At 65.5% G+C, this 13,609-nt stretch carries 11 protein-coding genes; 7 read left to right on the top strand and 4 right to left on the bottom strand.

The annotated features are described in order from the left end of the window. The first annotated feature begins 200 nt into the window (after positions 1 to 200). The 6 genes from FJY73_11865 to FJY73_11840 all read left to right on the top strand — a co-directional run bounded on the left by FJY73_11865 (position 201) and on the right by FJY73_11840 (position 9,353). A complete protein-coding gene (locus FJY73_11865) occupies positions 201 to 1,118 on the top strand; it encodes a zinc ABC transporter substrate-binding protein (protein MBM3321361.1) in 918 nt (305 codons plus the stop codon). 20 nt (positions 1,119 to 1,138) lie between these two features. Continuing rightward, positions 1,139 to 1,936, top strand: a complete 798-nt coding sequence (locus tag FJY73_11860) for a metal ABC transporter permease (protein MBM3321360.1) — start codon at positions 1,139 to 1,141, stop codon at positions 1,934 to 1,936. A gap of 170 nt (positions 1,937 to 2,106) precedes the next feature. Further along, positions 2,107 to 3,621 (top strand): aldehyde dehydrogenase family protein, encoded by a 1,515-nt coding sequence (locus FJY73_11855; GenBank protein MBM3321359.1) that lies wholly within the window; start codon positions 2,107 to 2,109, stop codon positions 3,619 to 3,621. Between the two features lie 629 nt (positions 3,622 to 4,250). Continuing rightward, on the top strand, positions 4,251 to 7,328 hold the full coding sequence (locus FJY73_11850) for a hypothetical protein (protein ID MBM3321358.1): 3,078 nt from the start codon (positions 4,251 to 4,253) through the stop codon (positions 7,326 to 7,328). A gap of 4 nt (positions 7,329 to 7,332) precedes the next feature. Further along, complete coding sequence (locus FJY73_11845) at positions 7,333 to 8,604, top strand: hypothetical protein (protein MBM3321357.1); 1,272 nt, start codon at positions 7,333 to 7,335, stop codon at positions 8,602 to 8,604. Between the two features lie 20 nt (positions 8,605 to 8,624). Beyond that, positions 8,625 to 9,353 carry a phosphatase PAP2 family protein gene (locus FJY73_11840; GenBank protein MBM3321356.1) on the top strand — a complete coding sequence of 243 codons (729 nt, stop codon included), beginning with the start codon at positions 8,625 to 8,627 and terminating at the stop codon, positions 9,351 to 9,353. On the opposite strand, the gene FJY73_11835 is transcribed toward FJY73_11840, so the two are convergent. Beyond that, positions 9,292 to 9,768 (bottom strand): MgtC/SapB family protein, encoded by a 477-nt coding sequence (locus FJY73_11835; GenBank protein MBM3321355.1) that lies wholly within the window; start codon positions 9,766 to 9,768, stop codon positions 9,292 to 9,294. The genes FJY73_11840 and FJY73_11835 overlap by 62 nt on opposite strands. A gap of 148 nt (positions 9,769 to 9,916) precedes the next feature. Between FJY73_11835 and FJY73_11830 the strand changes: the two genes are divergently transcribed. Continuing rightward, positions 9,917 to 11,077 (top strand): pyridoxal phosphate-dependent aminotransferase, encoded by a 1,161-nt coding sequence (locus FJY73_11830; protein ID MBM3321354.1) that lies wholly within the window; start codon positions 9,917 to 9,919, stop codon positions 11,075 to 11,077. An 83-nt stretch (positions 11,078 to 11,160) separates the two neighbouring features. Here FJY73_11830 and FJY73_11825 read toward each other — a convergent pair whose 3' ends face one another. The 3 genes from FJY73_11825 to FJY73_11815 form a co-directional block, all read right to left on the bottom strand. Beyond that, a complete protein-coding gene (locus FJY73_11825) occupies positions 11,161 to 11,757 on the bottom strand; it encodes a GNAT family N-acetyltransferase (protein ID MBM3321353.1) in 597 nt (198 codons plus the stop codon). A 567-nt stretch (positions 11,758 to 12,324) separates the two neighbouring features. Beyond that, positions 12,325 to 13,038, bottom strand: coding sequence for a hypothetical protein (locus FJY73_11820; GenBank protein ID MBM3321352.1), 714 nt, complete (start codon positions 13,036 to 13,038; stop codon positions 12,325 to 12,327). Between the two features lie 183 nt (positions 13,039 to 13,221). Beyond that, positions 13,222 to 13,569, bottom strand: a complete 348-nt coding sequence (locus FJY73_11815) for a T9SS type A sorting domain-containing protein (GenBank protein ID MBM3321351.1) — start codon at positions 13,567 to 13,569, stop codon at positions 13,222 to 13,224. Between the last annotated feature and the right edge of the window lie 40 nt (positions 13,570 to 13,609).

The following is a 13,609-nucleotide window of genomic DNA, read 5'->3' as shown; positions in this document are numbered from 1 at the left end:
CGCGGCAGGAAAACGCGGATCCGATCCAGCGAAGACGGGAAGCTCCGGAGCCGAGGGTGAGGCTCGCTTGCTCAAACATGCCGCGCGCGGCGCGCGGCAACTCGCCGCTCTGCCTCACCCCCGTCTCCGGAGCAAGACAAACCTGGACGCGTGGCACCCGCCGTCCGGGAACAAAGGATCGTTCAGGATTGGAGCATAACATGCGTACATTTCGTATCGGAACGCTCGCGATATCGATGATGCTCTTGCTCATCACCGGCGCGGAGGCGAAGCTCCGCGTCGTCGCGACCCTCACCGAGATCGGGGCGCTCGCGGAAGAGATCGGCGGAGACCGGGTCGAGGTCGCCCGCCTCGCCAAGGGAAACGAAGATCCGCACACCCTCCCCGCGAAGCCGAGCCACAGCCGCCGCATGATGGAAGCAGACCTCCTCGTCTACAACGGTCTCCAGCTCGAGGTCGGATGGCTCCCGCTTCTCATCGAAGGAGCGCGCAACCCGAGGATCCGTCCGGGAACAGTCGGACACCTTGACTTGTCCAGCTTCATCGAACCGCTCGAGGTCCCGACCGGGTCTGTCGATCGGAGCATGGGGGACGTCCACCCGGAGGGGAACCCGCACTACACCGTCGATCCCTCGGTCTATCCGGCGCTCGCGAAAGGGCTCGCGGAGCGCCTCTCCGCGATCGATCCCGAGGGCGGCCCCCACTATGCCGCGCGCCTCGCCGACTTCGAGCGCCGCTGGAGCGAGAAGCTCGCCGAGTGGAGATCGCGTCTCGCCTTTCTCCAGGGCGAGCCGATCGTCACCTATCACAAGCAGTGGGAGTACTTCGCGCGGACCTTCGGCCTGCGCGTCATCGACAACGTCGAGAGCAAGCCGGGAATCCCGCCGACGCCCCGCCACATCACCGACCTCGAGGCGAGGATTCGCGCGGAGAACGTCCGCCGGCTCGTTCATTCCGATCTCATCGATCCGGCGATCATGAAGAAGCTCGCTTCCCGATCCGGGAGCCTGGCGATCGCCCTTCCCCAGGCGGTCGACAGCCGGGACGGAACGGGCGATCTCTTCTCCTGGTTCGAGACGCTCGTGTCCGTTCTCGAGAGCGCGCGGGAGGAGGATTGATCGTGCAGCTTGTCCATCTCATGGGAGCGCCCTTCGCCGCGAGCGTCGTTTTGGTCCTCATCCACGCGTATCTCGGAGGGCACGTTCTCCGGCGCGGCGTCATCTTCGTGGATCTCGCGATGGCGCAGTTCGCCGCGATGGGCGGAGCGGCCGCGCTCCTCTTCGGGTTCGAGCACGGGACGGCGGCCGGCTACGCGATGGGCCTCGGGTCCGCCCTCGTCGCCGCCGCCCTCTTCTCCTGGTCCCGCCGGCGGATTCGCGCGGTTCCCCAGGAGGCGATCATCGGGATCGCGTACGTCGTCGCATCAAGCGCCGTGCTCGTGATCGCCGACCGCATCCCCCACGGAGCCGAACACATCAAGCATTCCCTCGTGGGGAGCATCCTCTGGGTCTCCTGGCGAGACGTGCTGAAGATCGCGGCGATCTACGCCCTCCTCGGCGTCGTTCTCTTCGCGACGCACAGGACTCTCGACCTCGTGAGCCGCGATCCGGAAGAAGCGCGCGCCCGCGGGCTCAGCCTCTTCCGGTGGGACTTCCTCTTCTACGGCATCTTCGCGTTCGTCGTGACGAGCTCCGTGCAGATCGCGGGGGTTCTTCTCGTCTTCACGATCCTCATCGTGCCTTCCGTCTTCGCGGCGTTCGCGGGAGCCGTCGGATTGAGACGCCTCTTCGTCGCGTGGGGCTTCGGCATCGCGATGAGCCTCGCGGGCATGCTCCTCTCCTACTTCCTCGACACGCCGACCGGCGCGACCGTCGTCGTCGTCTTCGGGCTCGCTCTCTTCGTCGCGAGCCTCGTTCTCCCCGGAGGAACCCGGTAGGCCTCCGTCCGAGAGTGCTGGCGCGAAAGAACAAGAACCGCTAGACTGATCGGGGCCTCCCTCCAGAGGCCCCTTCCGACACCCAAAGGCCCGGCCGCGAACGACCCCGGTATCCCATTGAAACCCAATGGATTACCGCATAGCGACAACAGAAAGGATGGGCAGCGAACATGAAGGACTTCCTCGGACGGCTCGGAATACGCGAGGTGAACTCGGGCGCCTGCGCCGGCGCCTGGCTCGACACGAAGGGGGACGATCTCGTCTCGTTCTGCCCCGCCGATGAGAAGCCGATCGCGACCGTGCGCCAGGCAAACGAAGAGGACTACGAAGCGGTCGTCCGCGCGGCGCACGACGCCTTCCTCAAATGGAGAATGCTCCCCGCGCCGAAGCGGGGCGAGATCGTCCGCCAGATGGGCGAGGCGCTCCGCGAGAAGAAGGAGGACCTCGGGCGTCTCGTCAGCTACGAGATGGGGAAGATCCTTTCCGAGGGTCTCGGCGAGGTGCAGGAGGCGATCGACATCGCGGACTTCTCGGTCGGCCTCTCGCGCCAGCTCTACGGCCTCTCGATGCACTCGGAGCGCCCGCTCCACCGGATGTACGAGCAGTGGCACCCGCTCGGCGTCGTCGGGATCGTGAGCGCATTCAACTTCCCGGTCGCGGTCTGGGCATGGAACGCGATGATCGCCGCGGTGTGCGGCGACACGATGATTTGGAAGCCTTCCTCGCAGACCCCGCTCGCTGCGATCGCGACTCAGAACATCATGAACGAGGTGCTCGATCGGAACGGCTTCCCGGGCGTCATGGCTCTCGTCATCGGACGCGGCTCGACCGTCGGGGAGCGAATGATTCAGGACAGAAGGATTCCGCTCATTTCAGCGACCGGCTCGTGCCGGATGGGCAGGCGGATCGGCGAGGTCGTCGCCAAGCGCCTCGGGCGCACGATCCTCGAGCTCGGCGGGAACAACGCGATCCTCGTCGACGAGACGGCCGACCTCGACATGGCGCTTCGCGCGATCCTCTTCGGCGCGGTCGGGACGGCCGGGCAGCGGTGCACCTCGACGCGGCGGATCTTCGTCCACCGAAAGGTCCACGCGGAGCTCGTGAAGAAGCTCGTCGCGGCGTACCGGTCCGTTCCGATCGGCGACCCGCTCGACCCGAAGACGCTGATGGGCCCCCTCGTGAACGAGGCGGCCGTGGAGACGATGGAACAGGCGATCGCCGAAGCGGTCCGCGAGGGCGGCAAGGTTCTCGCCGGCGGCAACCGGAAGAAGGGGCCGGGGTTCTTCGTCGAGCCGACGATCGTCGAGGCGCGTCCCGACATGAAGATCGTCCGCGAGGAGACCTTCGCGCCGATCCTCTACGTCTTCCCGTACGACGACCTCGACCAGGCGATCGCCTGGCACAACGGTGTCGACCAGGGGCTCTCGTCGGCGATCTTTACCCGCGATCTCCTTCATGCCGAAACTTTTCTCTCGCACCGCGGCTCCGACTGCGGGATCGCGAACGTCAACATCGGGACGAGCGGCGCGGAGATCGGAGGCGCCTTCGGAGGGGAGAAGGATACCGGCGGGGGCCGGGAGGCCGGGTCCGACTCGTGGAAGGCGTACATGCGCCGGCAAACCTGCACGATTAACTGGGGGAAAGAATTGCCCCTCGCGCAGGGGGTCAAGTTCGACCTGGAATGACAAAAGGAAACGCCCCCCGGCGGTGAGCCGGACAATCTGGCACGGAGAGAAGCGGGCGGCTCCCGGGCTTCTGGGGAGGCCGCCCGCAATCTATTGTCGGTCAAGGGATTCGGGGAACGCCTTGCTGGGCGGACGGCGCGCGTCGATTGGCACCGCTCATGCAGGAGGAGCTTGTGGATTAGAAAAGATGAACCCCTCGGGGTAAGGGCGCGGTCCCGGCGGCGTTTTCTGCGCCTCCCGCAGGTCGGCCAGTCGAGGGGAGAGGCGGGCCGTCACGCTGATTTGGCCAAACTCTCTGCCGGGGGAGGGATCGGTCGGATGGCGGTGGCGTTCGGCGCCACGCGGCTCAGCTTCTCCCCCGAATCTCCGAGGGGACACACAACTGAATAAAACGGAATCGGTTTCCTTCGGCCGGACACAGTAACCCGCCTCGCCCGTCCCTTGCGCCGAATGCCGGTTCCGTTTCTTTTCGCCCGTCGCGCAAGGGCCGTCTCCCGGTGTGCGGCGGGCGCAGCCTTTTGAATCCGTAGAAGTTGGCCCTTGGGCCCCGTGGGCGGCCTGTTGACAACCCTCCCTCGCGTCGTTAGGCTTACCCGCGTATTCCCCCCCGGGACCAGATGGAGAGCTCGATGAGCATGGCATTGCCCGCTTCCTTCCTCACGATCGGCGTCGACGTCGGCTCGATCAGCGTGAAGATCGCGGTTGTCGGCGTCGGGGTCGGACGGGACCGGATCGATCATGCCGCCTTTGCCGCACGCGGGTACCGTGTGTTCGACCGAGGGGAAGCCCGGATCGCCCTCTCCCCCTACGAGCGGCATCTCGGGCGGCCGCGCGCCGTGGCGGTCGAGATGCTCCGCGACCTCTTTCGCGCCCTTCCCGAGGAACAAGCGGACCGCCTCGTCGTGACCGGATCGGGAGGAAAGCCGCTCGCGGCGGTGCTCGACTCGAGCACGATCAACGAGTTTCGCGCCGTTGCGACCGGTGTCCGCTTCCTCTATCCGGAGGTGCAGACGATCCTCGAGATGGGCGGCGAGAACTCGAAGTACATCCGCCTCTCCCCCGCCTCCGAGGAGGGGATCGGCATCCGCGATTACGAGACGAACGGGGATTGCGCGGCCGGAACCGGATCCTTCATGGATCAACAGGCTTCGCGGCTCCGCTTCGGGATCGAAGAGGTCGGCGCGGTGACCGAATCCGCCGCGCGCACCCCCACGATCGCCGGGCGCTGCTCCGTCTTCGCGAAGAGCGACATGATCCACGCCCAGCAGAAGGGGTACGCGCCCGGCGAGGTGCTCAAGGGGCTCTGCGAGGCGGTCGCGCGAAACTACAAGGCCAGCATCACGAAGGGGAAGCGGGTCGACCCGCCGGTCGCCTTCATCGGAGGCGTTTCGGCGAATGCCGGGGTGGTGCGGGCGATGCGCTCCCTCTTCGCGATCGAGGAGAAGGACTTCCTCGTTCCCGCAGAGGGCGTGTGGATGGGGGCGCTCGGCGCGGCGCTTCTCGCTCGAGAGAGCGGCGAGCCGGGGGCCTCTCGTTTCCGCTCCCCGGCCGCGATCGACGCGGCGGAGGGCGGGGGCGAGGAGACATTCCCGCGAAGCGAACCCCTCTCGATGAAGGATGTCGTCCTTCTCCGGCACCGCGTGGAGCCGTACGTCTTTCCCGAAGACGCCCGCGTGATCGACGCGTTCCTCGGGATCGACATCGGGTCCGTTTCGACGAACCTCGTCGTGGTCGACGAGGACGACCGGGTGGTCTACGAGATCTACGAGCGCACCCGCGCGCGCCCGATCGAGGTCGTCCATCAAGGGCTGCAAGAGATCGAGCGGGCGATCGGCCTGCGGATCCGGATCCGCGGCGTCGGGACGACCGGATCGGGGCGCGAGCTGATCGGCGAGCTCGTCGGAGCCGACACGGTGAACGACGAGATCACCGCGCACAAGACGGGCGCCTCGTACATCGGGAGGCGGCTCATCGGCACCGAGGTCGACACGATCTTCGAGATCGGCGGCCAAGACTCCAAGTTCATCTCGATTCAAGACGGGGTCGTCGTCGATTTCGCGATGAACGAGGCGTGCGCGGCCGGGACCGGCTCCTTCCTCGAGGAGCAGGCGGAGCGGCTCGGCATCTCGATCAAGGAGGAGTTCTCGAGGCTCGCTCTCTCCTCGAAATCGCCGATCCGCCTTGGGGAGCGCTGCACGGTCTTCATCGAGAAGGACATCATCCCGTTTCTCCAGAGAGGCGCCAAGGTCGAGGACCTCGTCGCCGGGCTCGCCTACTCGATCGCGCTCAACTACCTGAACCGAGTCGTTCGCGGCCGGCACATTGGAAACGTCATCTACTTTCAAGGCGGGACGGCGTACAACGACTCGGTGGGAGCCGCGTTCGCGACGATCCTCGGGAAGCCGATCATCATCCCGCCGCACAACGGCGTGGTCGGAGCGATCGGCATGGCGGTTCTCGCGCGCCAGAGGATTCGCACGAGCGGCGCGGAGACCGGCTTCCGCGGCTACTCCCTCGAGGCGGTCGACTACTCGATGCGTGATTTCACGTGTAAAGCATGTTCGAACTACTGCGACATCCAGGAGTTCACCGTCGAGGGGGAGAAGACGTACTGGGGAGACAAGTGCTCGGACCGCTATCGAAAGCGGCCGAAGGTCGACCGGCGAGCGGTTATTCCCGATCTCCTCAAGCGCCGCGAGGAGCTGCTCTTCGGAGGCTTCGATCCGGAACGAGGGGGAGGCCCGAGGATCGGGATCCCGCGCGCGATGTACACCTACGAGCGCTTCCCGTTCTGGAACCGCCTCTTCGCCGAGCTCGGGTGCCGGGTCGTCCTCTCCGGGCCCACGACGAAGCGCCTCGTGAACCTCGGCCTCGAGTCGACCGTCGCCGAGCCCTGCTTCCCGATCAAGGTCGCGCACGGACACGTCGTCGATCTTCTCGAGAATGAAATCGACTGGCTCTTCATCCCGAACGTGATCGACGCCGAGACCGACATTCCGGAGATGGAGTCTCATCTTTGTCCGTGGGGGCAGACGCTCCCCTTCGTGGTTGGGCAATCGGGGTTGAAGGAGCGGATCGGGGGGCGGCTTCTCGCGCCGAACATACATTTCCGCCGGGGATTCGACGCGGTTCGGAAGGAGCTCGCGGAGGTCTGGGAGGCGATCGGCGTCTCGAGGCAGGACGGCGAGAGGGCGCTCCGCTCCGCGTACGAGGCGCAGGATTCGTTCAGGCGCGCGCTCGTCGAGAGCGGACGCGAGGCGCTCGAGAGTCTCGGCGACGAGCCGGGGATCGTCCTTCTCGGGAGGCCGTACAACATCTACGACCGCGGGGTGAACTTGAACGTCCCGACGAAGCTCCGCGAATCCTACGGGGTGAACGTCATCCCACTCGATTTTCTACCGCTCGCGGGGACCGAGATGCGGGACGTGAACCGCAACATGTTCTGGAACTACGGCCGGAAGATCCTCCAGGCGGCGAAGATTGTCGGAACCCGGCCCAATCTCCATATCATTTACATCACGAACTTCAAGTGCGGACCCGATTCGTACATCAAGCATTATATCCGCGAGGCCTCGGGAAAGCCGTTCCTCAGCCTCACGATCGACGGCCATTCGAACGACGCCGGCATCCTCACGCGCTGCGAGGCGTACCTCGACTCGAAGGGGTTCCTCCGGCGGAGCGCGGAGCCGGCGCCGGTGGGAGGATAGGTCCTTGTCCTCGCGGCCGAAGACGCTCAAGGGACGCAAGCTCTACATCCCGCCGATGGCGTACGGCTCGGCGCGCGCGACGGCGGCGGTCTTTCGGAGCGCCGGCATCGACGCGGAGCCGACGCCCCCCTCCAACGAGCGCACGATCGAGCTCGGAAGCCGCTACACGTCGGGAGACGAGTGCTATCCGGAGAAGGTGACGCTCGGGGACTTTCTCCGCGTCGCCGAAGGAAAGGACTTCGACCCGTCGAAGACCGCCTTCTTCATGCCGACGGCAAGCGGACCGTGCCGGTTCGGGCAGTACGCGCAGCTTCTCGAGACAGTCTTCCGCGAGATCGGCGCGGACGACGTGTACGTCTTCTCTCCCTCCTCGCGCGACGGCTACGACGGGATCGGATCCGAGAACATGGAGCGGGCGATTTGGCGCGGGCTGATCGCTGCGGACGCGCTTCGGAAGATGCTCCTCCGCTGCCGGCCGTACGAAGCCCGCAAGGGAGACATGGACGCAGTCTACGAAGAGAGCGTCGCGCGGCTGTGCGGAGTGCTCGAGAAGCCGGGGCTCTCTGCGGGGAAGAGGCTAGAGGCGATCACGTCCGCGCTCGCCGAGTCGCGCGCGCGCTTTCGCGCCGTCCCCGCGAGGTACGAGAAGGGGAAACCGCTCGTCGGGATCGTCGGCGAGATCTTTTGCCGCCTGAACCGTTTCTCGAACGAGGACCTCGCGCGCAAGGTCGAGGAGCAAGGGGGCGAAGCGTGGCTCTCCGATATCGGCGAGTGGGTCTGGTACACGAACTCGGAGAAGAAGCTCCGCATTCGCGACGAAGGGCGGAAAGGGACGGCGCGGCTCGCCAAGGCGAAGATCAAGGAGACGATCCAGAGGGCGGATGAGCACGCGATCTACAAGCCCTTCGAGGAGGACTTCATCGGAATCGAGGAACCGGAAGACATCGAAGAGATCCTCGACCACGCGGCGCCGTACCTTCCGCGCCGGGGCGCGCTCGGCGAGATGGTCCTCTCCGTCGGGAAGAGCGTCTACCTCCATCGGAAGGGGGCGGACGGCATCATCGACATCTCTCCCTTCTCCTGCATGAACGGAATCGTCTGCGAGGCGGTCTATCCGGAGGTTTCGAAGGACCACGACGCGATGCCGATCAGAAACTTCTACTTCGACGGAACGCAGGTGGATCTCGAGCAGCAGATCGGCATCTTCCTGGAGCTCGCGAGGAGCTATCGGGCCAGAAAGAAGATCGAGCGGCGGTATCCGGCCTACTTCGCCTAGGATCGCCGCGCGGGCGGAACATGCGGCGACCGATCTCCCCCGACATCCTTCTTCCTCTCACGGTTCTTCTCCTTCTCACGGCCCTCTTCCGCGCCACCGATTGGGATCTCGCGCTCGCGAAGCGCTTCTTCTCCGCCGAGACCGGGTGGACGCTCGTTGAAGGACAACCTTGGCGGTTTCTCTATGATCACGGGCCGAAGCCGGGCGTGTCTCTCGGCGTCGGTGCGCTCGCGCTTCTTCTCACGAGCCTCCTCGCGCGTTCTCTCGTCCGACATCGCCGGAGCGCGCTCTTCCTCGTTCTCGCGCTCCTCGTGGGGCCCGGGCTTCTCGTGAACGCCGTTCTTCGCGACCACTGGGGAAGACCGCGCCCGCGCGATCTCGCCCTCTTCGGCGGCGAGGCCTCGCATTGGAGGGTCCTCGAATGGCGGCCGGGGGGGACGGGGCATTCCTTTCCGTCGGGGCACGCCTCGTCGGCCTTCTTCCTGTTCGCGCCGTTCTTCCTCCTCCGGCGAACGCGGAGAAGGTGGGCGATCTTCTTTCTCGTGCTCGGCGTCCTTTACGGCGTTCTCATGGGGATCGCGCGGATGGGGCAGGGGGCGCACTTCGCGAGCGATGTCGCGTGGGCGGGAGGGATCACATACTTTACGTGTCTTGGAATCGCCCGCCTTCTCCGCGCGGGCGAGCCGGTCAAGGACCGTTCGGCCGGGAGCGCGGATCACCGTCGCGCGGCCCGGAACGAAGCCGCCTGAAGCTCGCCTCGAGAAGCTCGATTCCGTTTAGGATCGCCACGGTGAGCGCCGCGAGAACGACCGCCGCCCCGTAGTGCCCGAAACCGATCGTGCATCCGATCGCCGCGAGGAGCCAGACGACGCTCGCGGTCGTGACGCCGGTGACGACGCCTCCGCGCGCGAGGATGACGCCGGCTCCGAGAAAACCGATTCCCGTGACGACCTGGCCGAGAACGCGCGTCGGATCGGTTCCTGGGCCGGAGAACGCCGTGCCGAGCTCCACGAAGACCTGCGTCCCAAGACAAATGAGAATGCTCGTCCGCATCCCCGCCGGCTTCCCGCGGATCTGGCGCTCAAAGCCGACGATCCCTCCGCAGAGGATCGCCAATCCTACTCCGGCCCACGTGAGGGGAAAGAGGAAGTTCCCGAGATCCATCGCCTCCGCTCCGTCCTTTCGCGAGCGACCGGCGGGAAGCCGCCGGCCCTTCCGCCGCGGAATCTACATCCGAACGGTCCCGCCGATCAAGCGCGATGACCGAACACGCACGGGAAGGTAGACTCGCGGGCGGGGGGAGGAAGTCGGCTTGTTCTCCGAACGCGCGTCCTGGGAGCTTCGCCCGACGAGGATCGCAGAGCGGCTCGCCGCGATGCGCGCCGCGGGCGAGACGGTCCTCGATCTCACCGAGTCGAACCCGACGCGCTGCGAGTTCTCGTATCCCGAAGAAGCGATCCTCGGCGCGCTCGCCGATCCGCGGGGGCTCGCTTACGATCCCGATCCCCGCGGGCTTCTTTCGGCGCGGAAGGCGATCGCCAGGTCCTACGGCGGGATCGATGCCTCGCGCCTCGTGCTCGCCGCCTCGACGAGCGAGGCGTATGCTTGGCTCTTCAAGCTTCTCTGCGACGAAGGGGACGAGACCCTCGTCCCGGCGCCGAGCTATCCGCTCTTCGATTTCCTCGCGGGGCTCGAGTCGGTGCGCGTCGTGCGTTACCCGCTCTTCTACGACGCCGCGTGGCGCCTCGACTTGGACGCGATCGCGCGCCTCGTAGGTCCGAGGACCCGCGCGATCGTCGTCGTCCATCCGAACAACCCGACCGGCTCGTTCTTGACCCATCAAGAGATCGATGCTCTTCGCGGCCTCGCGTGCGAGCGGAACCTCGCAATCGTGTCCGACGAGGTGTTCGCCGCGTACTCGTTCACAGAGGAAGCGTTCCCCCGCACGCTCGCCGGAGAGACGCGCGTTCTCACGTTCAGCCTGGGCGGCCTCTCCAAGGAAGCCGGCCTCCCGCAGATGAAGCTCTCGTGGATCGTCGTGAGCGGGCCGGAGGCTCTCCGGGACGAGGCGCTCGAGCGCCTCGAGATCATCGGGGACACGTTCCTTTCCGTCGGAACGCCGGTGCAAGCGGGATGCGAATCGCTTCTTCGCGCCGGCGAGCCGGTGCGCCGCGCGATCCTCGATCGGGTGCGCGCGAACCGGGCCGCGCTCCTCGACGCGCGGCAGCCGGCGGATCCGTGGGAGTGCCTCCACGCGGACGGCGGATGGTATGCGGTCCTCCGCGTCCCACGCGTGATGAGCGACGAGGATTGGGCGCTCGATCTCTTGGAGAGCGAGAAGGTGCACGTTCACCCGGGCGATCTCTTCGACTTCCCGACCGACGGGCACCTCGTTGTTAGCCTCCTCCCTCCCGCCGATCGATTCCGCGAGGGGATCGCGCGGATCTCCGCTCGGATCCGCGCGCGCGTGTGAGAGAGCGACCCAGGCAGTTGGAATCGACTCGCCAGAGAGGCGAGAGGCCCCGAAAGAAACCAGTCGTCGAAGGGATCGTTTGCCTATCTGAGGTCCTTTCGCATGACCATCTTCGCCTTCGATGGACGCTTCCGCTCGACGAACCCCGCCCTCTCGAAGAGCGAGGGAACGCCCATGAAGCTCGAAAAGGGGGAGAGCTCCTTCCCGCGCGGCATGGACGGATAGGCTTCCACGATCCTCGCGCCGTTCTCTTTCGCGTGCGTCACCGCGGCCCGGACGAGCTTCTCGGAGATTCCCTTCCCTCGATGCTCCTTCGCGACGAAGAGGCACACGATCGACCAGACCGGCCGGTCGTCGAGTCGTTTCAAGACGGGCGAGCGGTCGAGCGAGGGGAAGCTCTCGCGGGGCGCGACCGAACACCAACCGATCGCCCGATCCCCGGCGTACGCGAGGATCCCCGGAACCTCTCCCGAACCGACGAGCTTCTTCATCGCGCGCCGGTTCCCCTCCCCTTGGTTCTTCGCGAACACGCCGCGCGTGGTCCGCCACCACATGCACCAGCACCCGCCGCACGCGCCGCGCGGCCCGAACAGTTCTTCGAAGTCCTTCCAGCGATCGCGGGTGAGCGGATGAAACGCGAGCTTCGCGATTTTTCCTGCGGGCTTCTTCTCAGCGGGCATCGCGTCTCCCCTGGGGACGTTCCGTCCTTGGCGGAGCATACCATCTTTCCCTTCATGCTGGATGATCCGCTTCGTGCACCCAGCAGGGGGCCGAGAAATCCCTCTCTTCCTCGCTCGGCGGCGAGCGTTTTGTGTGGTGCATCTCGTACCCATCACGATGGAGGAAACGAGATGCGAGGATCGGATCAGCGACCGGACGAGATGTGATGCTGCGTGTCGATGGAGGATCGGATTCCGGCGGACCATCCGTTGCGCTCCTTGCGCCGGATGGTGGACCACGTGCTTCAGGGCCTCTCGCCCCGATTCGCCAAGTTCTATGCGGACACGGGCCGGCCGTCGATTCCTCAGCGATGTTCTGGAGCGGCTCAAAGACCAACGAGGCGATTTGACGCCCGCATGGACGAGCGTTGGGTGTTTCTTCCCCGGGCGCGAGAGCGCGAGGCGGAGCGGGGGGAGGCGGAGGGGTAAGATGGCGTCACGCGCCGGGCCTCGAACCCGACCGACAAGGTCCCCGAAATCGACCAGGTCACCGGCGGATGGGGTTTACATGAACGACAGGGAGCCACGTCAGCGAAACAACGTCTTGATCGCTCCCCACGATGCGGGCTCGATTGACGTCTCCTCACACGAGAACGTCGCGTCCATAAGAATGTTCACGAAGCCTAGTTGATCCGTTAGGGGCTGGGGGGGACAGTATTGCTCCCATACGGTTCCGTAGTGCATGGAGTGTGCCACTGTGGGGACGGGCGCACATCCTTTCTGCTGGTTCTTCACGTTGTTGTCCGTGACGAGATAGGGGCGACCTCCCCAGTCGAGCGATGCCGAGAGACCCACGACATCGTCCTGAGTCGCGCCGAGGCCGGGATAGTAGTTCCAGCGCTCGACGGGATCTTGCCGCGACAGGGTTCCGATCGGGGGACCCGCCTTGCAGAACTGGCTGTCAGCCCGAAACAACCGATAGGTGACCGTGTAGTTGTAACCGGGCTGGGTCTGGATCCAGTACCACCAGAAGCCCAGGTTCGTACACTCCGTTCCCTGAACCTTGTCGCATTCCGCCGGGAGATCGAAGACCACACCGGCCTCCTCTCCGGCCATCCCCCAGGCCCAAGTCCAACGATACCCCGAGCAGATGTTGTAATAGACGATCGGGCAAACGTTCCGGCTCCCCGCGTCCTGGACGTGAGGAACCACGCCGCTCATCTCCCAGCGCCTCGGTAGATCCGCAAAAGCTGTCGCGCAGCAACCGGCGATCGCAAGAACGACGCCGACCCGAACCGCCATTCGAACTCCTTTACTCCATCGGGATCGCAAGACCGTGTACCAAATCTCTTTCCCATTCGCCCTCATATGCCCCCCTCCTCACCCGCGCTTCTTGGTCATCTCTCTCTTCGGATCGGATATTATCCGCCTTTTCACAATCCCCTTCGCTCCCACGTCCGATCCCGCGCCTTCGACCAGGTGGCCTTATCGCAGCAACGCGATCTTCCTGAAACGAGGATTGAATCCGTCGCTCGTCAGCTCCACGAAGTAGATCCCGGAAGACACCGGACTGCCGCCCGCATTCTTCCCCGTCCAAACCGCGACTCCCGATCCGGGAGCCCCCCGAATCCTCGGGAACTCGTACACGACTCTCCCCCCAATGTCATAGATCCGGATCTCGATCTCCCGATCCGCGGCGGGAACGAAGTACCGGATCTCCACCCTCGCGTTGAACGGGTTCGGAACCGCCTGAACAATCAACGGTTCATAGGACTTTGGGCCGGCCGCGGCTTCGCCACCGTGCACGGCTGAAGGAATCAAGGTCTCGCACAAGGCGAATGTATCCGTACAGCTCGCGCAGACATCGAGAGCA

This window comes from Candidatus Eisenbacteria bacterium (assembly GCA_016867715.1).
Classification (GTDB): domain Bacteria; phylum Orphanbacterota; class Orphanbacteria; order Orphanbacterales; family Orphanbacteraceae; genus VGIW01.
Note: the sequence above shows the minus strand (reverse complement) of the source record. Positions and strands in the feature narration are given on the sequence as shown.